The organism is Acinetobacter sp. BIGb0102, assembly GCF_003815055.1.
In the GTDB taxonomy this organism is placed as follows: Bacteria; Pseudomonadota; Gammaproteobacteria; order Pseudomonadales; family Moraxellaceae; genus Acinetobacter; species Acinetobacter vivianii.
This window is the reverse complement of sequence record NZ_RKQE01000011.1, coordinates 138,243-161,584: the sequence shown is the minus strand read 5'-3', so window position 1 is coordinate 161,584 and position 23,342 is coordinate 138,243. Positions and strand designations below refer to the sequence as shown.

Genomic DNA, 23,342 nt, shown 5'->3' with positions numbered 1-23,342 from the left:
TGCTTTCAAAAAGCCATTTTTTAGGAATTGCGTTACCAGCCTGTCCCCATGTAGACATTAAGTACTTTAGATAAAATAGAATTCTTATCAGAAAAATTAATGAACAATTCAAAATGACAAGCCATTAAGTCATAAACATTCTTATTTTGAATTTTATATGAATGAATCAATTCTCTTATCGCAGTCTAATTTATTCTCTCATCTCCACACTGTTTCCACACTTTAATAATCGTCATTACACAAACATTCAAAATAATACCAGCATCAAAACTCCCCAATCTGGACAGAATGCCGAAGGGCCAATTTATGAAAAGACTTACATTTCCTCTATATCAGCCGCTGTGTATTCTGACTGTATTTAGCGTTCTAATAACAAGTGGCTGTCAGGTGGTTAGCCTAAAAAAACAGACACTGCATACCACCATTGCCAATGAACGTAACAGTATTCTCACTCAAAATAAATTAAGTGGCGCCAGCCTGAACCTGCTCTATATGTCCGATATGGACATGAAACTGTGCATGAAAAATCCAGATGCATGTATTGTCGATCTGGAAAAAATTCCTCAGGTACAAACTGAACAATTATTATCAGCCGCTAGCGAGTTATATCTCTCTAAAGCTCTGACTCTTGCAGACTCACATGATTGCAAAATCAATAAAAATACTAAATTAGAATCTAAACCAGCCCCACAGGTGAATGAATGTTTAGACCAACAACTTCAAGCTTTAGATAAAAGTATTCGGTACAGCTATGCTTATCTGTTTAAGACCTCTCGTCAGCCTCAAGAGCGTATTTTTGATAATCGTCAGGTGCAAATTCGGGACTTCTATAATCAAGCACTTAATCAGTTAGTAAATGTGTACAGTGCTAAGAATTCATCAGCGACGATTCCAGACAGTATTAAAATTGGTGAAAGTACCTATAAGATTGATATTGATTCCTATCCCAAACTACAAGGTAAAAAGCTTGAGAAATTTACCTCAAGCTACAACATGAATTTCTCTGGATTAAGAACCATTAACCGTCGTGATGGTTTCGGTGCAGATTTCGTCGCGGTTTTGCACACTAAAGAAAATGATTCCAAAAATGGAAATCCCTATATTCTTGATCCACTGAACTATGCTTACCCAAATGGCGTTAATCCCAATATCCATGAAGCCCATTATCTTGCGTCGACGCTGATTGCCCAGCCAGTTAATGAGCAAACCACTCTCAGCGAGATACTCAATCGGCCTGATTTCAAAATAAAAATCTATGATCCTTACCATATCGAAAAGATCAAAATTGAAGATAAAGAATATTCCCTTGCTGCGAACTTCTCTGCACCCTATGGTTTATGGTTAGCGGAGAATAACTTAGGCTCTGCTGCCTATTTAACCTTGATCGACCGTAATCAACGTTTGACCATGCCTCATCTATATATGCTTGAACCTTATAATCCGAATAAAAAAGTGATTGTATTGATCCATGGACTCGCCAGTAGCCCAGAGGCGTGGATTGCGGTGACCAATGAAATTATGGGCGATAAGACGCTACGTGAGCATTATCAGGTCTGGCAGGTATTTTACTCAACCAATATGCCTATTCTGGAAAGCCGCTTTCAGATTTCTGCTTTACTGAAACAAACATTTGCCTCTCTCAATCCCCAAGACCCTGCTTCCCAAAATGCTGTTTTGATTGGTCATAGCATGGGAGGAATTATTAGCCGCCTTTTAGTCAGTCATGCTGATATTTCAAAAGAAGCCTTACCGATGATGAGTAACCACGTGCAAGCACGGATGAGAAAACATCCCGTCATAGGTGAACGCTTAAAGATGGAACCGATTCCAAACTTTGATCGCGTCATTTTCCTTGCTGCGCCTCATCGTGGAACAAGCTACGCCGACCGCTGGTTTACCGTCACTGCACGAAAGATTATTGGACTGCCCTCAGTATTTTTAAAAACATTAACCGATACACTGACAAGCTATGATGATGATCTTAAAGATTTTGTCAGAACCATCAATAATAGGCTGCAAAATGGCCCTAGCGATTTGAGTAATAAGTCGGAGTTTATGGAACTCACCTCGGGTATACAGCCTAAAGAAGGTCTAGTTTTTCATTCAATCATGGGTAATATCACCAAAAGTAATGATACGGATAAGATTACCGATGGCATTGTTCCTTATAAAAGTGCCCATTTAGAAGGTGCGATTTCAGAGAAAATCATTAAAGGCGGGCATTCTATTCAAATAAAGCCTGAAACGGTATTGGAACTTCGCCGTATCTTGAGCCAACATTTAACCGAGCATGGTTTAGACAAAGTGAAAAACTAAACATCCAAAGCTAAAGTGACAGCACTTTAGCTTTTTTTCTTTTTATTGCTCGCTTTCCTGTATTCTTTTACGAATTTCTTCTCGCCATTTCAGTGCATTTTCTTGTTGTTTATTGAGTAACACACCGAGCATATAAGCGGTCACTGCCGCACCAATCAAAGCAATGCCACTTTCATAAATGATATCGATAACGAACTCAAGCACACCTTCGGATAAGAATGCTAACATGCCAGAAAATTTCAGAAACTTGGCGATTGCTACAACCAGAATCCCTAATAATGCTCCCGTCCATAAAAAGATTTTATGGATATTGATCGGCGCTGTGACCTGGTCAATTTGATCAGGATATTTTCGATAGTACTCGATTTCCTCCTTTGTCACTTTAGAGGAGGATTTGAATAATAATTTTATAAATAATGTATCTTGATCGAGTTTTGAATTTTTCTTCATAGATACCGTGCATTATTAGTTTTCTTGTCTCTAATTTTACTGATTGTTGTTGAAGAAGTAACCCTCTTTCACAAGAACGGGCCTTTATAACAGTTGAATAAATCTCTCTTTGATCCTTTCAATCAAGGACAAAAACGCTTAATTTAAGCTAATCCATTCTTAACAAACTGAAGGATGATTTGCTCTTAAACTACATCTATACACGAATAGGTTAAATCAAGCGTCCGTAGAACTGGTTTAATCCACTGTCACATTTCCTAAGCGACCTTTTTCAATTTATTCTGATAAAAATCAGATTAAACGATTCAACAGCATTAACACAGTTTGTTCCATTTGCTTTTGTTTCTGTGTATCCGTAACGCCTTGCACACTGAATCCCCAATATGCTTCAAATAAACAAGCCAGTACGTAAGCAGTCGAACTAATCGCATCTTGAGTTGCGTTTGGATACTCTTGTGCCAACTGATTTTCAAAATCAGGCAGCCAGTGCTGTGTCCAAAGATCATGCAGCATCTGCTTGATCAACGGATTTCTGGCACTTTGCGCAACCAGTTCTAACCAAACAATCAAATCATCCTGACTCCGATAAACTTCGGGCGTGAATAACATGACGATTCTTTCGCTCAATGGCTTTCCACTAAACCGATGAATAATTGCAGTCCCCATTTCTCCAATATAGTGCTCAATAAAAGCATTGATTAAATCTGCACGTGAAGAAAAATAATGATGTACCAGCGTGCGTTGCATGCCTGATGCTTCCGCGACTTTGGCAAAAGTAATTCCTTCTAGTCCTTCCCTAGCAACGACTGAAACAGCAGCTTGAAGAATTTCATACGACCTTTCATGCGCTTTACTCGGTCTTCCTATCTTGTTTTCCATCATCGTCATAAATAAAAAAAATGTTTACTAATTAATCATACCATATTATTTTACTGACATGACAGTCAATTAATTAAAGGAAGTCATATTATGAAAATACTTGGACTTGCTGTCGGTAGCGAAATGGACGCTACAACAGCACAAATCTTAACTGATAGTGAAATGCTGCATGCCGCTATTCTGGAAATTATCAATATCTGTGGGCTAGTTGCCTGTATTGTGCTGGCGCTTTCGGGCTGGATTTATGGCGCGAAATTTCTCAAGAAGAACAACTACCTGCTTGGACTAGAATGGTGGATTGTGGCTTTTTCTGCGACAAACTTTGTGTTGTATATGCTGACGGGTGGACATGTTCATTATTCAATTACAATGTTTCTGGATTCATTCTCACGCAGCTTTGGTATGCCCGTCATTGCCGTACTGGGCTTAATGGCACTGACCCATAATTATAAACCCACAGCGTTGAAGGAAGTGCTGCTGTTCGCCGCTGCATTTGCGGGCACATTTGTTATCTTTCTGGCCGATTTCTTTGAAGGGATACGCCCGTATTTTTACGTCGTCATGTGGGTGATTCTTGCGATCTATCTCTGCTACTTCATTCTTTGCTTGGCACGTGCTGGGGAAACTCTGCATGCCGTGGCGACAACATTCACTTTAATCGTCAGCCTCGCCGTCGCAATCGTCTATGACTTCTTCCCGATCCCTGGCGATGATACGCATATGATCTTTATGACTTGGGCATTCATTACCTGGGCTTATGCTGTCATCCAGTTGTATTACGCTTATGACGCACTGGCACGTTCTCAGACACTTTCCAGAGCATCATTGGTTCCAGCTCACTAATCCATACATCACCGCATCATTATTTTTAAAATCAAACACCGTACAGGAGTACGGTGAAGATAAAAAAGGATAGCAAATGAATCATATCAATGAAGAAATGGCGAACTACAACCCAAAATCGTTACCCTTTCGTCTTCTGGGTGGCTGGATAGAGCAACCAGATGATCTTCAACCAGAACTGGAAGGTTCCGACAGCGCTGATGTCATTGTGGTGGGGGCTGGATTTGCCGGGCTCTCAACTGCCCTTGAGCTGACCGCCCGTGGTGCAAAAGTGATTGTGCTTGAACAGGAGTTCGGTGGCTTCGGTGCCAGTGGGCGTAATGCTGGTTATCTACTCGGCAGTATGGGAATTGAGTTTGAAATGTTCGCAAAACGAGTCGGCGTTGAGCATGCACGAAAATTTGTGAATTTTTATGACGAAGCCGTGTGCTACGTCGAAAAGCGTCTAGCCGAGTTAGAAATTCAATGTGATTACAACCCTTCTGGCATCATACGTGCTGCGATTGATCCTTCTCAGGAAAAATGGCTACGTCGCAGTATGGAGGTTGGTCGTGAACTGGGGTCAATCACTCGCTTTGTAGATCAAGCTGAAATGCGCGCTCGCGGTATTCCACCAGCATTTCTATTTGGTAGTGAGCAACGTGGCGGCACGCTCAATCCTGGTAAATATGTCAGCGGTTTACGTCGTGCGGCACTTCAGGCAGGCGTTAAGCTCTATGAAAAAACGCCCTTGCTGTCTTACAGTGAAGGCGCGGAAATAACCTGCAAGACTCCACGGGGTCGTGCAACAGCCCCAATCGTGGTATTGGCGACAAATGCGTTCACACCACAGTTGGGGTTACTACGTGATAAGGTAGCGCCGATACGCGTATCAGCAATTGAAACCCAACAGTTGTCTCCAAAGCAATTGGCATCTTTGGGTTGGCAGAATAGAGAAGGAATTATTACACCGCATCTCATGATGGAGAGCCATCGTCTCACAGCACACAATACGATGGTCTTGACGGTGAAGAAGTTAAATTATGTTTATGGTTCAAAGACCCCGAATGTGCCAGATCAAGATGCCTATGCTGCACTGGTACAGACCTTACGTGAACGTCATCCTACCTTACAAGGTCTTGGTGTTAAGCATTGCTGGAGTGGTTACGTTAGCGTGGCATATGATTTTCTGCCTGTTGTAGGTACTACAGGAACACATCAAAATATCATTTATGTTGCTGGCTGCACTGGACATGGGCTTGCCACTCAATCCTTCATGGGGCAGCTACTTGCCGAGAAAATTAAAGGCGTTGAGAGTCCTATTTTAACAGCCCTGTATCATAAAACGCCTTCGACCCTCCCTGAGCCATTGCAGTGGTGTGCTTTTAAAACCGCTTTCTCAGCGGCTGCTTTTTATGATCGTCTAACTGACCGTAAAGCACGTTCTATTGCCACAGATTCGGTGAGGTGAGTAAGTTTTAAATAAAAAGCTCTATAACAAATCTCTTTCTTATATTTGATGAAAGCGAAGACAATCAAAATGAAATAGAGATTTGTTGGAGTTAATCACCTAAAACTACTTTTGACTGTGTTCGAGCAAAATCAACCAAATCATTTGGATAGAACTCATGTTCACGATATAGAGTATCGTCTATATCCAGCAACCACGTTACCGCCGCTACTTCCCATGACCAATAGCCATAATAGCTAACTCCATATCTTATGTCTGGTTGAGGATGTTGATCATAATAAGGCTCTCGGCGGCTCGCCTCATACCAATCTTCTAGGTATTGCAGTATTAAAGCTGGACGCTTTTCAGGTGAAGCATTAAACACTTTAATGAGCTTACGATAAGGCAAATGTCGTCTTGCTTCATCTGGTGGAGTTCCACGATCTGCAACAAAAGGAGCAACTAAACGTTCAATTAATCCATCTTTTTCCTGTCCTTCAGGTGTTGCTTCTACATAGTCAATGATCGGCATAATCCGATCCATCTGATCTGCATAGCCAGTCAACAGCCCAAAACAAATCAGACGTAAAGCAATATACCAATAGTCTTCTGTTCCCAAACTGATATGCCAAACAAATCGTCCATCTGCCTCAGGGCTTTGATGATATTGACTATGAATTTCGGCATATTCTTCTGTCCAGTTTAAAAGATATGGGTAAAGTTCCTGAATAAATGCAATATCTCCACCTGAAGAATAATGTAATGACATTAAATCCAATACATCAATAATACGTCTTCTACCCGCTGCCATCATTTTACTGGATTTAGCATTTGTCTTATATTTTTGAAAACCGTCAGTTACTGAATAAATACCATTTAAAAATTCATCAAAACTTTCCTGATAATCCAATTCTGTTAAATAATTATCTCTAAAATTTTCATGAACTAATCTTTTTTGATTAAACCACTGTTCCCAATCAATATTTAAATCATTTATTTGGTTATTCAACTTTCTTACTCCGGCAACATATCATTTGGTAAAAGTAAAAAACCATCCAAAAGAGGATGGCTTTTCTCAAATGATTAAATTATTTTTCACCATCCCAATACCAATATACCTCCCCCCAATCTAGCTCGATAAGTGCGGGAACAATCTCACCTTGTTTAAAGTATTGTCGTGAATCTGGTTGTGCTGGTGTTCTCCAATAACCTGTTTTAATACAGGCTTCTCCGCCCTTAACTTTCATTCGCTCTAGTTGTTGATCATCTAGAACTACTTTTGACTGTGTTCGAGCAAAATCAACCAAATCTTTTGGATAGAACTGATGTTCACAATATGACGTATCATCTATATCCAGCAACCACGTTACCGCTGCTGCTTCCCATGACCAATAGCCATAGTAACCTCTTCCTGATCTTAAATCAGTTTGAGGATGTTGATCATAATAAGGCTCTCGGCGGCTCGCCTCATACCAATCTTCTAGGTATTGCAGCATTAAAGCTGGACGCTGTTCAGATGGAGTATTAAACACTTTGATCAGCTTACGATAAGGTAAATGTCGTCTAGCTTCATCTGGTGGAGTTCCACGATCTGCAACAAAAGGAGCAACTAAACGTTCAATTAATCCATCTTTTTCCTGTCCTTCAGGTGTTGCTTCTACATAGTCAATGATTGGCATAATCCGATCCATCTGATCTGCATAACCAGTCAACAGTCCAAAACAAATCAGACGTAAAGCAATATACCAATAGTCTTCTGTTCCCAAACTGATATGCCAAACATACCGTCCATCTGCCTCAGGACTTAAATTATATAAATGGCTTGCTTCTGCGTACTCTTCTGTCCAGTGAAGTAGATATGGATATATTTCTTTTAAAAATTCAAGGCGTCCACCTGCCGAATATTGTAAGGAAATCAAATCTAAAACATCTATTATTCTTCTTCGACCAGCTGCAATATAACCACCATATTTTTTTTCATTTTTATAATTACTAAAACCATCCGTTACAGAATATATTCCATTCACAAATGTATCAAATCTTTTACTATACATTTTTTGTTCAAGCAAATTATCTCTAAACAAAGCTGTGTCTTTTATTTCTAAACTTAACCACTTTTGCCAATCTATTCTCTGCTCATTTATTTGTACGGACATTTATTAACGCTCCAGCATGTCATTCGGTAAAACAAATTCTAATTTAATTCCATGGGCGGTTACTGTACGTGTGCACTTCGGTTTATCAAGCCCCTTACATTTTTGATGATGATCAAATTTATCTCCAGTAATAGTCACTAAACTTCGATCATAAGGACATCTAATCGCTATAGTTTTACCTAATTTTTTTTCAGCTGAAGCCTTAAACTGCACTCTTTCCCATGCATCTATATCATCAATTAAATTATCGTGCGCAGGAACAATCGCTGCACTGCCAATTTTTCTAGAAATCCACAGATGTGACATTTGTACGCCATCACTTACAGTAGTACCAACTGAGCGTGTTACTTTATCATCTTCATCTGAAGCCATATAAACATCTAAGCCCATTCTCAAAGCCATCATTGCAGCTTTTGGGGTCATCAATGATCTGTGACTTAAAGCATTGGTCGCCTTGCTGTCGGTTACTCGGTATTTATGTCCTAATCTTGCACTATGCCATACATGATCAATCCCGTTGTGACCTTTATCATGATATTCATAAAGCACACCATTAAAATTGATTTTAGTTCGACTTTTCATGCGCTTAACATAGTAGTAATCCGTTATATGTTCACCACCAGAGCCTAACTCTTGATTTGAACGTCGTCTTCTCTTTCTTTGCTTTCTTTTGGTTGAATTATTTTGTGTGCCAGCATTCGCCGCATTTCCACCAGTATTTTTAGGTACACTACCATTTGGCGGTGTGTGAGGCGCAGGTTGTTGATTCGGTTGTCTAGGAGTCTTTGCTGCTGGTGTTGAGGGTGCTCTCGTCGTCACAACTGGAGCTCGTGCTGTTGTATTAGGGTAAGGTGTACCCAATGCTTTTCGATGCGCAGCTTGTAATTCTTTCATCACCATATCAATTTTTTGATTGGCAACTTTTTTCATTTGCTTCAACTGAGTAACCAAGGTTTTTAGTCTAGCTTGCCCTAATACAGCTCTAGTTAACCAGCTATCAAAAACATCAGTTAAACCATCAATAATCTTATTACAAGTCGTTTGCAGCTCTTTGGTATAAGTATTCCAGTTTACATTTCTAAACCACTTATCAACATTGCCTCGCATGGTTTTACTTGGAATCGCATCTAAAATAGCCCCCATCGCTTTACCTGAGCGTAATTGCTTAAAGACAATTTTTAACCCATCTCCAGCTACAGGAATAAATGCCACAAGATTAAAAACCAAATCAAACCAGTTATCTTTCTCTTCTGGTTTTTCAGCTATCTTCACTACAGAAACAATGACATTCCCAACGTCTACCCCTTGACCGACAAAAGGAATACAACCAATCACAACAGCAACAATAATCTGTGCTGGGCTTGATCCACTCCCATCAAGTACCCCTTTAATCCATTGAGCTGCCGACTCCTCACCTTTCTGAGTGACTCTCATTGTTTGAGATGTTGTTCTTGCTACAGCTGTATTCATTGTTTATCTCCTAGCCCTAACCCAGAAGTTGAATCCTCGCCGCTTAATAGAATTTCTTCTGCATCATCCTCCAGTACATCTTCTGCATTATTTTCTGATGCAATTAAATGTTCTTCATAATCGCTAATATGATCATCATATTCGATATCATCTCCTTTGATCATATCTTCAATCTCATCAGGAAAATATTCATCTAATAAGGTTGCTAATTCTTGTTGATTATATTGTTCGATTAGTTGTTCTGCTTCTGCGACACTCATAACTTTCCTATCTTTAAAAGGATTAGCTACTTTCTCTTTATCAGGCTTTGCCTCTATGAGACTAAATCCATAATAAACTTTGGATTGTGTTTTATCTCCAGAAATAGATACCTTAGCATAGCCATTTGCATCAAGAATTCCTTCCTGAGAGGTACCATCTGAAAATATTAGTTTATAAGGTGCTTGGATTACAGGCTTTAAATCATCGTAGACATACTTTAACTCAAGTTCTTTAGGCAATAGATTTAGAGCTGGCAATGCTGGCAAATTAGGTGAAACTTTCGCCCCACCCATAAACAAATGCTGCCCCGCCTTCACCTCAAACTTTCCACCCGTGGTCGGAAAAATCCCTGAGCCATTCAGCTTGAGTTGCGAACCTTGCGCGGTAAATACAATTTCTTTTGGGCTGGTAATTTCAATGCGGTCTTCGGTCGAGATAATTTGAATCCCTTGCTTGGCAAGTAAATCCATTCCATCCGACTGGGCATGTACTTCATACTTACCTTTCGCAGCCACCTGCTTGATCCCATTCTGCGCAGCAAACAGGCTGATCCTGTTCTGGACATGGGCAACCAGATTTTTTTGTGTGCTTAGGTTAATGCTATCGCCCGCAATCTGATTGATCTGTCCATCCGCAGAAAGATGAATATCTTCACTAGTACTCAAACCAATTCCCGCAGGTGAATTGAGTAATAATAGTGCTTTCTCAAATTTTGCGATCTTGTCCTGAATCTGATCAGCAAAGTCTTTTAACTGTTCTAATGATTCAATTTCATCCGTTTGCTGGTTCTTGGCAACTTCACTTAATGCTTTGGCATTGCTCTGGTTGCCTTCAAGCTGTTGCTTGGCTGGCTGTGCATCCAGATGCTCACCTTGGGCTTGATCCTGCTTTTGTGTGCTAACAAGTAAGCCTTGTCCTGCACGCACCGCACCCCATTGGTCAGTACGAAGTTCAAAGCCTTCTCCACGGTCTTCACTTTCAGCTTTGTCTTTTGGATGGCTGAGCTTACCGAGGTTCAGTTGGCTGGTAGCATGGCTACTTTGTAGTTGCGCGCTGATCTGACCCGTGGTGTCATCAAAACGAAGTTGGTTAAAGCCTTCGCCTTGGTATTCTTTAGATTTAATCCCTGCCAGTTTCTTGGTATCAGGCAGCTTACCTGCATTGTCAAACTTGGTCGGGTTACGTTGGGCTTCATGAATCCGTCCGACCACATAGGGACGGTCAATATTGCCATCAAAGAAGTTGATCACCACGATCTCACCAATACGTGGCAAGAAACGTGCGCCGTAGCCTTCACCTGCCCAAAGTGTCAGTACGTCGATCCATGCAGAATCGGTATCGTTGTCATTGGCTCCTGCACCACCATCATGACTATGATCATCTGTGCGGGTAAACAGGAATCTGACTTTAATGCGGCCCCATTCATCGACATGAATTTCTTCACCACTTGGCCCGACCACTTTTGCCCGTTGCGGATGAGCTTCGGGACGATGCTGCTGTGGATTGTATTCTGGAACAATCTTGATCTGACGGCGTTGTAGTGTGAGCTGATTGGCTTGGCGTTCTTCTGTGTTACCTGTATTGAACTGTTTAGGTTGCCACTGACTCTGTGCCAATAGCTGATCAATTTGTTGATGTAAATCTTTAGGCAGGTTGTTTTGATTATAGAAATGCTTGCCTGTAATCAGGAATTCCTTGTCTGCCCCATCATGCTGATCAATTTCGGGATGATCATTCAATTCAAACCAGTAACCCACTTGTGCATCATGTAGAGTCGATTGGGCAATGAATTGCTTGGCCTGTGCATTATGGTAATGGCTTAGATTTTGATTGAAACGTTCAACCTGTTGATTACCTGAAGGCGTTGCGCCATCTTCCTTGTTCAGGTCTTGCATCCATGCTGGGGTAAAGTGCCATGCATCTTCCAACCCCAGACTAGTTGCATCATGCTGTTCTGAATGCTGCTGGGTGGTGAGAACAGAACCTGTGCCTTCATCCATATCTAAAGCATCAGGCTGCCAACGGTTCACATACACCGAAGTCGGCTGTAAGGAACGGTTGCCGGTAAAACTGGTAATCGAATCAAATTGTTCCGTTGCACTGCTACGATGGTACTGTACTTTACGTCGATCCAAAGCCTGATACTGGGCATTGTCATCAATCAGCCTCAAGCGTTGCGCCTGAATGGCACTACTTGAATTCGGTACTGTCAGTTGTGCTTCATCAATCAGCCAGTTAATCCCTTCACTACGCATCAATCGCGTCAGAAAATCATAGTCGCTTTCATTTTGGGACATGATAAATGGACGGACATCATATTGCTGGCTGAGTCCAGTTAAGTCCAAAGTCAGACTAGAAGCGAATAATGGGCTTCTTTCCTGCCATTCTTTAAAAATGGTCTGAACCACATCGACCACAGATTTTGCCATAAAAACACGGCTGTTTCTGCGATGCTTCCAGAGCGCAGTCGGGTCTTCTAAAGTCAGTTTATAGACTGTCAGACTACCATCCGATTGCCCCTGCAAAGCTTGAGTAATAATACCTGTGGTACGGAACAATTGCCCTGTATCTGTAACCTGATCAACAGCAACCTGACTACCAATGAATTGTTTGAGGGGAATGGTGGCATTGGTTGAAAGGCAGATAAGTTCGGCTTTCACACCAGCATTGATTTGGTGTTGCCCATCGATACGCTGCAAAAAGACTTGCGTATTTAAATCTGAATTTGAAAATAAAATATGTAAGGCGCGTTTTTGTGCAGTAAGCCCTAAGCTGTCTAAGGCTTGAAATATATTGTTCAACATCTTCTTATAGGCTTACGCTTAAATTTAGTGCATTTTACAAAGTATAGTGTTGTTCTGTCTATACGGTTCTGTCTGTTTATGACAATTTACGTCACTCAATTTTTATAGCGGAATATCAAAAATTAAAATCAATATAAAAATAAAAAGCCCATCCTTAGATGAGCTAATTAATTCTCTAAAATATACTAACAGTTGCCTTTCTTGGCTTGTCCAGGAGGACAGAAACGACCATTTCCATGCCCGTCATAGTAGCGCCCATCATTGAGTCGGCCTTCAGGATCAACAACGATACTTCCCTCACGCGTATGTACAGCACAAGCCGTAAGACCCACACTGCCTAGCAACGTCACCACCAATAAAAAATATTTCATAATTCACTCCTTTTTAATAAAAAAATAAAATTAATCAGCCTGTTTTTCAACTAATGTTTTGTTATCAGTATTTTTCCGTATAACAGCTTAGAAAATATGTTAGCGCCTAAAACAAAATATTTTATATCGAGATTTTCTCATCTATAAAAAAGAATAAAACTGCACCACGCATGATGCAGTTGAAGCAACTATTTAAATCACCAATTAAATTTCAATCTGGCTTCCCAACTCCACGACACGATTGGTTGGAATTTGATAAAAGTCACTAACAGGACTGGTATTACGTTGCATCGAAATAAATAAGCGCTCACGCCAAGGTGACATCCCATCCCCGACGCTATGCACAATACGATCACGTGAAATAAAGAAGCTGATTTGCATCACATCATATTCAAACTCTAATTGCTCATAAGCCTGAACCAATGCTTGCGGCACATTAGGTTCGTCTTTAAACCCATAGAAAATCTTAATACGATAAAAATGCTCATCCAGAGTTTCAACACTGATACGTTCTTCATGTGAGACGAATGGGATATCTTCCACCACGACTGTCACGAGAATGTTACGCTCATGCAAGACTTTATTGTGTTTAAGATTATGCAGCATCGAATGCGGAACTACGTTTGGCGTCCCAGTCAGGAATACAGCATCACCAGGGACACGCAGTACACTATTCCCGATACTTTTGACGAATAATTCCAGTGACAATGTATCGTGCTCAAGCTTGGCAAAAGTAAGCTCCCGCCCTCGTTTCCACGTCATCAATATTGTTATTGCGATACCACCAATAAGAAGAGGTACCCAACCGCCCGAGAACATTTTTAAAGATGTCGCCGCGACTAAAACAGATTCCAGCAAGAAGAAAGGAATAATCAAAAGTAGAACTTTTGGCAAGCTCCATTTCCATGCATAGTAAATAAAGACCGCAACCAAAATCGTGTCACACAACATGGTCAAGGTGACCGCCAGACCATAAGCACTGGCTAAGTTGGAACTGGTTTGAAAAATCAAGATCAGCACCACGATTGCGACTAAAAGTAACCAGTTTAGAAAAGGCACATAAATCTGGCCTGCCTCTAAATCAGAGGTATGCTTAATACTTAAGCGCGGTAAATACCCCAATTGTATGGCCTGACGAGCCAAAGAAAATACACCAGAGATAACAGCCTGTGAAGCAATCACCGCAGCCATTGTCGCTAGAATAATCATGGGGTATAACGCCCAACTCGGCACCAGCAAATAAAAAGGATTTTCAATGGCAGCAGGATTACGCAATAGTAATGCACCTTGTCCTGCATAGTTTAAAACCAGACATGGAAGTACCACACTAAACCATCCCAACCGTATAGGTTGAGGGCCAAAATGTCCCATATCAGCATAGAGCGCCTCGCCTCCAGTTACGGTTAAGACCACGGCACCCATAATAAAAAAAGACTGTACAGGATGGGTAAAAATAAATTGTATCGCCCAATGCGGACTAATCATCCCAAGCACTAACGGCGTCTGTATCACACTGGCAATACCAAGCAACCCCAGCGAGAGAAACCAGACTAGCGTAATTGGGCCAAAGAATTTCCCCACAAAAGCGGTACCATGTTTTTGCATTAAAAATAATGTAATCACGATCACCAGCGCGATGGGAATAATAAAAGGATCAAGCGCATTCGTGGCAATAGATAAGCCTTCAACTGCCGAAAGCACGGATATCGCTGGCGTGATAATACCGTCGCCGAAAAATAAAGAAGCGCCGATAAAACCAATTGCAATCAGATAAATCTTTTTATGATCTGTAATTTTAGCTTTACGCAGATTCAATGCGAGTAAAGCCATGATGCCACCTTCGCCATTGTTGTCAGCACGCATCACGATTGCAATATATTTAATACTGATAATCAGCATTAAACACCAGAAAATAATCGAGAGAATGCCCAATACATTTTCAGGCTGAATCGCTAAACCATGCGCGGCATGAAAAGACTCTTTTAAAGCATATAAAGGACTGGTTCCAATATCACCAAAGACCACGCCTAAGGCTGCTAATGCAGTCGCTGGCAATGCAGCTTTTTTTACAGTACTTTGCATAATGAATGTTCTATATCATGTTATGGCGGGCAACATTTTTAACAATGCGTGATTTTAATTAGCTCAGTTCTTTGCTCTAGATTCTGCAACGCTAAGCTCTTTGCAACTTAAGCATCTGCTGTATTTCTATCGAGGTGTATCCTCTTTCTTTTAAAATCTGAACAATTATTTTTTGTATTTCAGCAGGCTTTACGGGATATTTTTCAACCAGGACTTCAGTGCTGTAACCTGTAAATACGCTTTTTTGATTTAGAACCATGTTATGGAAATGATTGCTTTGACTGTCCGTATTAAAGAAACCCATTCACCTACCCATAATAACGATCTCCAAAATCGCATTTTAATAATCTTAAAAAGTTACAGGCGTAAAATTTGCGTAAATTTTTCCTCTCGTCCATCGACTTTAATTAGACAAAGTTTGCCCGCCCTGCTCATCCATTCACGCAGGATCAAAGTCATTTAAATGATGTGTTAAAAAATCAGCCCAGAAAACGCAGCCCAACACCTGCTATCGTGTAAATATATTTTGGACTCAGCGCTGAATCCCCAATTTTTGTTCTGAGTTTTTTTACCAAGATTCTCAGGTAATGGGTGTCTTCTTCATGGGTAATCCCCCATAACTCAGTCATGATTTGTTTTTGGGTCACAATCTTGCCTTGATGACGAATCAACAAGGCTAATAACTGAAATTCTTTCTTGGTTAAGGTAATTTCCTCACCCGCCAAGGTGACGGTATGTTCTGCCACATCCACCCAAAGCTGACCATCGTTGAATACCGTATTTTGTTCTGCATGTTGTGGTTTATTGCGAAACATCACACGGATACGGGCACACAGTTCCTGAATACTAAAGGGCTTTGTCACATAATCATTTGCACCTGCATCCAGCAATTTAATTTTCTGATTTTCATCGGGCCGTGCAGATAATACGATCACAGGAATATCTGACCATTGCCGTAATTCAGTTAAAACCTTCTGTCCCTCCATATCGGGTAAACCCAAATCCAGAATCAGCAGATCTGCACCACGTGTCGCTAGACTCTCTAGTCCCTTCATCCCATTTTCAGCGACATGTACCGAATACCCTTGCGCACGCAAAGCAATATCCAGAAATTTCCGAATTTGGGGTTCATCATCAATGATGAGAATAGAGGCATGCTGATTTAATGTTTGCGGCATAAATAATGATTTTAATCCTGATGAAGTGGTAAGCGTATTCTAATTAAAGTGCCTTGAGCATGAGTTCCCGCTAAAGCTTCTATACTGCCCATATGCGCCCCAATGATGGCTTTTACGATGGCAAGCCCTAGACCCGTTCCTGTTTTACCACGATCTCCACGTTGCATGGTATAGAACATATCAAAGATTTGCTCGCGTTCATCTTCGGGAATCCCGACACCCTGATCTTCGATATCAATCTGTAAGAAATTATCCTCTTGTTTGATTGTTACTTTGATGGGCACATCATCAGGCGAAAACTTGGCCGCATTTTCCAATACATTAAAAATCGCCTGTTCAATTAAAGCTGGATGCACGTAGAGCTGAGGTAAATCTTCGGTTAAGGACACATCAATATTCACGTGTGGTTGATAGCGTTTCAGACGTTGTGTGGCAGATCCAATCAGCTCTTCAACACCGATCCAGTCTCGGCTTAAGCTTAAACCTTGATGGCCCAAGCGGGTCATATCCAGTAAATTTTGAATATAACGATCCAAGCGTTCACCTTCGACATGAATGGTATCTAACAGTTCATGGCGATCTTGTTCAGGCATCTGTTCGCCGTAGTATTTCAGCGTATCCGCAGAACCAATCATCGCGGCTAAAGGCGAACGTAAATCATGCGATACCGAAGACAGTAATGCAGAACGCAACTTTTCAGTTTCAGCGACCACACGAGAATTTTCCAGTTGCAAAGCTAGCTGTACCCGCGAAGCCGTTTGGGCAATATCATCGATCATCAATTCAGCCAGACGTTGCTGTTCAAAACTGATGCTTTCTGCATTTTGCTGAAAGCGTATCGCAATCACACCCAAGCCCCCCACCAGATTAAGCGGATTAAACCACCATTCGGATTGAGTCAAAGTATTGGTAAAGCGCCCGCACGGCTTGGCATTTTTCTGTGTCCAGTTTGCCGCGATCTGATCTTTTTCATTGAATAGAGCGTCTGCTCCCGACTCTTGTGTTCCGATTCTAAGCCAGACCAGCGCATTCAAAGAACTTTCTAAATGTTGTTTGGCGACATTCAAAACTTGCTCAAGATCAACACAGCTAGATAATTTTCGCTCCAGTTCCTGAAGCTGTACAGAAATAGAATTTGCTGCACGTAAACTCAATACCTGAGCGCGTAACTGATTGGCTAAACGCCCGACCAGCAAAGCTGAAATGATAAAGATAATCATCGTTATCACCCCACGCTCGGCACTAATTCGCAAGGTAAAACGCGGTTCAATAAATAAGTAGTTATAGAGCAGGAAGCAAATCAGAACACTTATGATCGTGATAAACATCCTTGCCCGCATTGCAACCACAAGTACCGTGACCACAAAGATTAAAGCCAATTCGCTATAACCAATAAAATGATCACTCACCGTTGCCGCGATTAAACCCAGCAACACAATCAAAATGCTTTCAATCATTTCACGCGGATGAAAATTCAGTGCTTGCCTCGGCCACGATGAAGCAGTGCTATCGACCTGCTTCATCTCATGATTTTTAGCTTTTAAAGGCTGAACAAAAGTAATCTCAAAAGGATACTGCTTTTCTAACAACTGATCGGCAATATGATCTGAGAACAACCGTTGCCATAATGATTTTTGAGGACTTTTGCCAAGCAGAATATTGGATGCTCCATAATCATAAGCTGCCTGTAAAATAGTCGCTGCAATATGATTGCTATAGAGCAAATAGGTATCCGCACCCAGTTTACGTGCCAGATTAAATGCTTTAGTCACCGCAAAGGATTGGGTATTTGAAGTCTGACTCTTTTGAATCGAAATCACGCTCCAGATTGCATTGCGTCGCTCTGCAATACGATGTGCGCGTCGTACCAAGTCCTCCGAAAACGCAGAACCATCAATCGCCAACATGACATGATTCTGAATCGGAATGATCTGTCCTTGGGTGACAAACTTTTCCCGATAATCAATCTCAACTTGTCCTGCCACCGTTTGAATCGCCAAATCACGTAAGGCGGTCAAATGAGCAGGTTTAAAAAAGCCTTGTAACGCATGTGGTGCAACATCTGCCAAATAAATCTTGCCATGCTTCATCCGTTCTAATAATTCAGGCACAGGTAAATCGACCAGACGAATATCCTTCAAACGTTTGAGTAACGCATCGGGTACGGTTTCGCTGACCCGAATCCCCGTGATCTGATACACCACATCATTGAGACTTTCCAGATGCTGAATATTCAAGGTGCTATAGACATCGATGCCCGCATCTAATAATTCATTCACATCCTGCCAACGATATTCATGCCGGCTATTTGGTACATTTCGATGTGCCAACTCATCAACCAGCACAATTTCAGGTTTCAGCTTGAGAATTTGGTCGAGATCCATTTCTTCCAGCATTCGCTCCTGATATTCCACTGTCTTTCGAGGAATAACATTCAGCCCCTGAATCAAACGTTCGGTATCAGATCGACCATGGGTTTCGACTATTCCAACCACAACCTGCTGCCCTTGCTGCATCAACTCATGTGCTCGGGTCAGCATCGCATAGGTTTTCCCTACGCCAGGTGCAGCCCCCAAGAAAATGGTCAGACGTCCAGACTGTTCACGTTGGCTATGTGCCAGCCATGCATCAGCTTTGTTATTACGGTCGATCTGCATAATTACGCTCTATCAACGTGTGGTCGATGACAATTGATCTAGGGCCAGATTCAGTTGTAGAACATTGACCCTCGCTTGCCCATACAAACCAAACTGTGCAGGCTGAATCTGTTGCTGTACTAAATCTTTGACCTGTGACTCTGACAAATGGCGTTGCTGTGCCACGCGTTTCACTTGTAACAAGGCACTGTCAGGTGAAATATCTGGGTCAATCCCACTGCCTGATGCCGTAACCATATCGTTTGGTACCTGCTGTTCTGAAATATGATTATTCTGGGCAAATTGCATTGTTCTTTCTTTAATTTGTTTTTGCAAAACAGGATTAGAAACCGCCAAATTACTTCCCGCCATCCCATCAACATTGTAACTTACCGCACTGGGGCGGCCATGAAAATATTGCTCACTCACAAAATTTTGCCCCACCAAACTTGAACCTACAATCTTTCCATTCAGCTCTATCAAACTACCATTCGCCTGTTGAGGAAAGACCAATTGAGCAATGGAAACACTTACCGCACTATACAACACGCCTGCAATCAAAAAGCCAACCAAGATCAAACCAATACTTGGACGTAGTGCAGACTGGATTTCGGTTGATAAGGGTAGATTTTCTAAGGTATTCATTTCTTTCTCCTAAATCCACAACGACACAACAAGGTCAATCAACTTGATCGCAATAAAAGGGAAAATCACTCCACCAACACCATAGATCAACATATTACGGCGTAATAGTTGCAATGCACTGGCAGGCTTAAACTGCACCCCTTTTAGTGCCAATGGAATCAACATCGGGATAATCAGCGCATTAAAGATCAAGGCTGAAATCACGGCACTGCTTGGACTGCTCAGTTGCAAAATATTCAGTACACCCAGTTGCGGAATTGCCACTGAAAATAAAGCGGGCAAAATCACAAAGTATTTAGACACGTCATTTGCCAAAGAAAAGGTGGTTAATGCACCGCGAGTGATTAATTGCTGCTTCCCAATTTCCACGACATCAAGCAGTTTGGTTGGATCTGAATCAAGGTCCACCATATTGCCTGCTTCTTTGGCTGCTTGGGTGCCTGAATTCATGGCTAAGCCAATATCTGCTTGAGCTAAAGCAGGTGCATCATTGGTTCCGTCACCGACCATCGCCACCAATTTACCAGCCGCTTGTTCTTTACGAATACAGGCCAGTTTATCTTCAGGTCGTGCTTCAGCAATATAATCATCCACCCCAGCTTCAGCTGCAATCGCAGCGGCAGTCAATGGATTGTCCCCTGTGACCATAATGGTTTTAATGCCCATCTCACGTAATAGTGCAAAGCGTTCTTTAATTCCTTGTTTAATCACATCTGAGAGTTCAATCACCCCTAAAATACTGTGATTCGAAGCAACCACTAATGGGGTCGCGCCTTTCGAAGCAACCTGTTCTACGCGGGTTTTAAGCTCAACGTTATCCCTGATGTCTTGGTTAGTAAATTTAATAATCGCATCCACCGCACCTTTACGAATGCTTTGCCCTGTGACTAAATCCACACCAGACAAGCGTGTTACCGCACTAAACTGAATAAATTCTGCATCTACAGGTTCTTTAATGCTTTCACCCAGTTCTTTCCCAAGGCTGATTACCGACTTCCCTTCAGGAGTTGGATCGGCAAAAGAAGTTAACATTGCGGCTTGGCGTAACTCTCTTGGGCTTACGCCAGCCAAAGGATAAAATGCAGTGGCTTGGCGGTCTCCATAGGTGATCGTGCCTGTTTTATCTAATAGCAGCACATCAATATCACCCGCAACTTCAACCGCTTTACCTGATTTGGCTAAGACGTTGGCTTTTAAAGCACGGTTCATCCCCGCAATTCCAATTGCAGGCAGTAATCCTCCAATGGTGGTTGGAATTAAACACACCAGTAAAGCAATCAACAAGACTAGACTGATTTTGATCCCGACCATCGCTCCAATGAATGGCAAGGTCGCGACCACCACAATAAAGGTAATGGTCATGATGTTGAGTAAAATACTCAGTGCGATCTCATTCGGTGTTTTTTGGCGATTGGCACCTTCAACCAATGCAATCATACGATCTAGAAAGCTATGTCCCGCTTCATTACTCACCCGAATCATAATTTCATCAGATAAAACTTTGGTTCCCCCAATGACACCTGAACGGTCAGTATTGGCTTCACGTAATACAGGTGCAGACTCACCAGTCACCGCAGACTCATTAATGGTCGCGAAACCTTGAATAATCTCCCCATCCGCAGGGACAATTTCACCAGCTTTGACAATCACCAAATCATCTTTTTTGAGTAGGTTTGCAGAAATGATTATCGGTGCTGCATCCAGATCGGCAATCCGATTAGCAGTTAAGTTTTCACGCGCTTGGCGTAAGGATGCTGCCTGTCCACGTCCTTTGGCTTCTGCGACTGCTTCAGCATAATTGGCGAATAATACAGTGACCAATAGAATCAAGCTCAACACTACACCGAAACCGAAGCTGGTACTTCCCATCAAGGTCGCTGCAATGGTTAAGAGTGTGCCCACCCATACACATGCCATGACTGGATTTTTAAATGCATATTGCGGTAATAGCTTATAAAAGGTTTGTTGAAGGATTTCTTTATTCAAAATATCCATCTGTTGTGTCGCATTTGAATGTTTCATTGAGCTTGCTCCACACTTAAACTTTGATAGACAGATAGTCAGCAATTGGTGCGATCACCAACACTGGCATGAATTGTAATAAGGTGAGAATCAACACAATCCCGATTAAAGTCAGTGCAAATGTGGGTGATTCGATGTGTAAAGATCCTTTGCTTTCAGCAGCTTGAGGTTTGGTTGCTAGGCTGACCGCAATTAAAACAGGAATAATCAACACGCTATAACGACCTGCCAATAAAGCGACACTGGCACTCAGATTCCACCACAAGGTGTTATCGCCTAAACCTTCAAAACCAGAGCCATTGTTGGCATAAGCGGAAACATACTCATAGAACACTTGGCTAATGCCATGAAATGCTGGATTAGAATTGCCTGTCAGCGTTGGAAATGCGATTGCGATCGCAGTCAAACCAAGAATCACCACGGGTTGTAACAAGATCACAAGAGCTAAAAGCTTGATTTCAGTGACTTCCACTTTTCGACCAAACAATTCAGGGGTTCGGCCTGTCATTAAGCCAGCAATGAATACTGCTAAAAATAGATAAATAAAGAACTGTAATAAACCACAGCCAATCCCTCCCCAGATGGCATTGATCAGCATATTGCACAGTTCAACCAAGCCTGTGAGTGGTGAGGCGGAGTCATGCATCATGTTGACTGAACCATTGTTCACTTGTGTGGTGAGACTTGCCCAAAGTGCTGATGCATCCGCACCAAAACGCACTTCCTTACCTTCCATCAAGGCTACATTAGCAATTAAAGATGATTTTTCAGTCCAGAAAGCCAGTGAAGTCGATATCAATGACATCAACAACATACTGCCAAAAATCATCCACATCAGTTTTTTACGTTGGATAAAGCGTCCGACCATAAACACCACTGACAATGGGATCAGTAAGATCGCAATCATCTCAATCACATTGGATAATGGTGTTGGGTTTTCTAAAGGCACACTACTATTTGGGCCATACCAACCACCACCGTTACTGCCAAGCTGTTTAATTGCAACCATGGGCGCAACAGGACCAAGTGGAATATGTTGTGTTTGTACCTCAGCGCTTTGATCTAAGACCTGTGCTGTTGGTCCCGCAGACAAGGTTGCTGGCACACCTTGAAAAGTAAGCAGCAAAGAAAAAACTAAAGCGAGTGGAATAAAGAATCTAAATAATGGGCGAATGAGATCCATCCAGTAATTACCCAGATTGATCGTATCCCAGTCTTTTTGATTCGCTCCTTCTCCACGACCCGATTGCAGGAATAAAGCCCTTAACATAGCGACCAATAAGGCCAGACCAATTATGGGTGATAAATATTGCAAGCCGACAATCACGGTCATTTGTGATAGATAAGACAGTTGAGCCTGCCCTGAATAATGTTGCTGGTTGGTATTGGTCAGAAATGAGATCGTGGTATGCAAAGCTAAATCCCAGTTCATATTCGGAATATGATCAGGATTCAGAGGCAGCCATGCCTGTGTCATCAAGATTGTGACACTTGCACCAAGCAGTAAAATATTGCTAAAGGTAAAAGCAGCAAGATATTGGCGCCAGTTCATACCACGGCGCTTTACGCCAAGTACGGCATAAATTGGCTGCTCGATCCAGTTAAACAATCGGTCGCTTTTCATTGGTTTGACTTGCATCACATCGGCAAGATAAGCACCGAGCGGATAAGCCAGCAGCAAGGAAAGGACAAATACAGAAATAAATTCCCACATAGCAGATGCCATTTAAAAATTGGTCAACATCAGTATGGAAATGAGGGACGTAAATTCTCTATATTGAAAAAACCTGAAAGCGTAAA

At 41.8% G+C, this 23,342-nt stretch carries 17 protein-coding genes; 3 read left to right on the top strand and 14 right to left on the bottom strand.

Annotated elements, in window-relative coordinates:
- Positions 1-306 precede the first annotated feature (306 nt).
- Positions 307-2,316, top strand: a complete 2,010-nt coding sequence (locus EC846_RS06925) for an esterase/lipase family protein (RefSeq protein ID WP_123774647.1) — start codon at positions 307-309, stop codon at positions 2,314-2,316.
- 42 nt (positions 2,317-2,358) lie between these two features.
- Here EC846_RS06925 and EC846_RS06920 read toward each other — a convergent pair whose 3' ends face one another.
- Both EC846_RS06920 and EC846_RS06915 read right to left on the bottom strand, forming a co-directional pair.
- On the bottom strand, positions 2,359-2,766 hold the full coding sequence (locus EC846_RS06920) for a hypothetical protein (RefSeq protein WP_069576121.1): 408 nt from the start codon (positions 2,764-2,766) through the stop codon (positions 2,359-2,361).
- A 291-nt stretch (positions 2,767-3,057) separates the two neighbouring features.
- Entirely contained in the window at positions 3,058-3,654 is a 597-nt protein-coding gene (locus EC846_RS06915) for a TetR/AcrR family transcriptional regulator (RefSeq protein WP_069576117.1), read from the bottom strand.
- Positions 3,655-3,735: 81 nt separating this feature from the next.
- Between EC846_RS06915 and EC846_RS06910 the strand changes: the two genes are divergently transcribed.
- Together EC846_RS06910 and EC846_RS06905 are read left to right on the top strand one after the other, a co-directional pair.
- On the top strand, positions 3,736-4,488 hold the full coding sequence (locus EC846_RS06910) for a hypothetical protein (RefSeq protein ID WP_123774646.1): 753 nt from the start codon (positions 3,736-3,738) through the stop codon (positions 4,486-4,488).
- 76 nt (positions 4,489-4,564) lie between these two features.
- A complete protein-coding gene (locus EC846_RS06905) occupies positions 4,565-5,938 on the top strand; it encodes an NAD(P)/FAD-dependent oxidoreductase (protein WP_123774645.1) in 1,374 nt (457 codons plus the stop codon).
- A 91-nt stretch (positions 5,939-6,029) separates the two neighbouring features.
- On the opposite strand, the gene EC846_RS06900 is transcribed toward EC846_RS06905, so the two are convergent.
- The 12 genes from EC846_RS06900 to kdpA all read right to left on the bottom strand — a co-directional run bounded on the left by EC846_RS06900 (position 6,030) and on the right by kdpA (position 23,256).
- Positions 6,030-6,926 (bottom strand): PoNe immunity protein domain-containing protein, encoded by an 897-nt coding sequence (locus EC846_RS06900; RefSeq protein ID WP_123774644.1) that lies wholly within the window; start codon positions 6,924-6,926, stop codon positions 6,030-6,032.
- A 79-nt stretch (positions 6,927-7,005) separates the two neighbouring features.
- Positions 7,006-8,073, bottom strand: a complete 1,068-nt coding sequence (locus EC846_RS06895) for a PoNe immunity protein domain-containing protein (protein WP_123774643.1) — start codon at positions 8,071-8,073, stop codon at positions 7,006-7,008.
- A gap of 3 nt (positions 8,074-8,076) precedes the next feature.
- Entirely contained in the window at positions 8,077-9,543 is a 1,467-nt protein-coding gene (locus EC846_RS06890; protein WP_123774642.1) for a hypothetical protein, read from the bottom strand.
- Positions 9,540-12,608: a type VI secretion system Vgr family protein gene (locus EC846_RS06885; RefSeq protein ID WP_123774641.1), complete on the bottom strand. Its 3,069-nt coding sequence runs from the start codon at positions 12,606-12,608 to the stop codon at positions 9,540-9,542. The genes EC846_RS06890 and EC846_RS06885 overlap by 4 nt, the downstream gene beginning before the upstream one ends.
- A 185-nt stretch (positions 12,609-12,793) precedes the next feature.
- Positions 12,794-12,979: a hypothetical protein gene (locus EC846_RS06880; protein ID WP_004773573.1), complete on the bottom strand. Its 186-nt coding sequence runs from the start codon at positions 12,977-12,979 to the stop codon at positions 12,794-12,796.
- Positions 12,980-13,183: 204 nt separating this feature from the next.
- The gene (locus EC846_RS06875; RefSeq protein WP_005258723.1) at positions 13,184-15,061 is read right to left on the bottom strand and encodes a potassium transporter Kup; all 1,878 of its coding nucleotides are present in this window, start codon (positions 15,059-15,061) and stop codon (positions 13,184-13,186) included.
- 91 nt (positions 15,062-15,152) lie between these two features.
- Positions 15,153-15,365: a hypothetical protein gene (locus EC846_RS18570; RefSeq protein ID WP_032810794.1), complete on the bottom strand. Its 213-nt coding sequence runs from the start codon at positions 15,363-15,365 to the stop codon at positions 15,153-15,155.
- A 175-nt stretch (positions 15,366-15,540) separates the two neighbouring features.
- On the bottom strand, positions 15,541-16,239 hold the full coding sequence (locus tag EC846_RS06865; RefSeq protein ID WP_047428947.1) for a response regulator: 699 nt from the start codon (positions 16,237-16,239) through the stop codon (positions 15,541-15,543).
- A gap of 11 nt (positions 16,240-16,250) precedes the next feature.
- Positions 16,251-18,896, bottom strand: coding sequence for a sensor histidine kinase (locus EC846_RS06860; protein ID WP_123774640.1), 2,646 nt, complete (start codon positions 18,894-18,896; stop codon positions 16,251-16,253).
- A 12-nt stretch (positions 18,897-18,908) separates the two neighbouring features.
- Positions 18,909-19,520 carry a potassium-transporting ATPase subunit KdpC gene (gene kdpC / locus EC846_RS06855; protein WP_123774639.1) on the bottom strand — a complete coding sequence of 204 codons (612 nt, stop codon included), beginning with the start codon at positions 19,518-19,520 and terminating at the stop codon, positions 18,909-18,911.
- A 9-nt stretch (positions 19,521-19,529) separates the two neighbouring features.
- Positions 19,530-21,542: a potassium-transporting ATPase subunit KdpB gene (gene kdpB, locus EC846_RS06850; RefSeq protein WP_123774638.1), complete on the bottom strand. Its 2,013-nt coding sequence runs from the start codon at positions 21,540-21,542 to the stop codon at positions 19,530-19,532.
- 16 nt (positions 21,543-21,558) lie between these two features.
- A complete protein-coding gene (gene kdpA, locus EC846_RS06845; protein WP_123774637.1) occupies positions 21,559-23,256 on the bottom strand; it encodes a potassium-transporting ATPase subunit KdpA in 1,698 nt (565 codons plus the stop codon).
- Positions 23,257-23,342: the final 86 nt, after the last annotated feature.

Excerpts from the sequence above, each read along its gene's own strand:
- EC846_RS06925 (WP_123774647.1), top strand. The coding sequence starts at position 307 with ATGAAAAGACTTACATTTCCTCTATATCAGCCGCTGTGTATTCTGACT.
- EC846_RS06920 (WP_069576121.1), bottom strand. The coding sequence starts at position 2,766 with ATGAAGAAAAATTCAAAACTCGATCAAGATACATTATTTATAAAATTA.
- EC846_RS06915 (WP_069576117.1), bottom strand. The coding sequence starts at position 3,654 with ATGACGATGATGGAAAACAAGATAGGAAGACCGAGTAAAGCGCATGAA.
- EC846_RS06910 (WP_123774646.1), top strand. The coding sequence starts at position 3,736 with ATGAAAATACTTGGACTTGCTGTCGGTAGCGAAATGGACGCTACAACA.
- EC846_RS06905 (WP_123774645.1), top strand. The coding sequence starts at position 4,565 with ATGAATCATATCAATGAAGAAATGGCGAACTACAACCCAAAATCGTTA.
- EC846_RS06895 (WP_123774643.1), bottom strand. The coding sequence starts at position 8,073 with ATGTCCGTACAAATAAATGAGCAGAGAATAGATTGGCAAAAGTGGTTA.
- EC846_RS06890 (WP_123774642.1), bottom strand. The coding sequence starts at position 9,543 with ATGAATACAGCTGTAGCAAGAACAACATCTCAAACAATGAGAGTCACT.
- EC846_RS06885 (WP_123774641.1), bottom strand. The coding sequence starts at position 12,608 with ATGTTGAACAATATATTTCAAGCCTTAGACAGCTTAGGGCTTACTGCA.
- EC846_RS06880 (WP_004773573.1), bottom strand. The coding sequence starts at position 12,979 with ATGAAATATTTTTTATTGGTGGTGACGTTGCTAGGCAGTGTGGGTCTT.
- EC846_RS06875 (WP_005258723.1), bottom strand. The coding sequence starts at position 15,061 with ATGCAAAGTACTGTAAAAAAAGCTGCATTGCCAGCGACTGCATTAGCA.
- EC846_RS18570 (WP_032810794.1), bottom strand. The coding sequence starts at position 15,365 with ATGGGTTTCTTTAATACGGACAGTCAAAGCAATCATTTCCATAACATG.
- EC846_RS06865 (WP_047428947.1), bottom strand. The coding sequence starts at position 16,239 with ATGCCGCAAACATTAAATCAGCATGCCTCTATTCTCATCATTGATGAT.
- EC846_RS06860 (WP_123774640.1), bottom strand. The coding sequence starts at position 18,896 with ATGCAGATCGACCGTAATAACAAAGCTGATGCATGGCTGGCACATAGC.
- kdpC (WP_123774639.1), bottom strand. The coding sequence starts at position 19,520 with ATGAATACCTTAGAAAATCTACCCTTATCAACCGAAATCCAGTCTGCA.
- kdpB (WP_123774638.1), bottom strand. The coding sequence starts at position 21,542 with ATGAAACATTCAAATGCGACACAACAGATGGATATTTTGAATAAAGAA.
- kdpA (WP_123774637.1), bottom strand. The coding sequence starts at position 23,256 with ATGTGGGAATTTATTTCTGTATTTGTCCTTTCCTTGCTGCTGGCTTAT.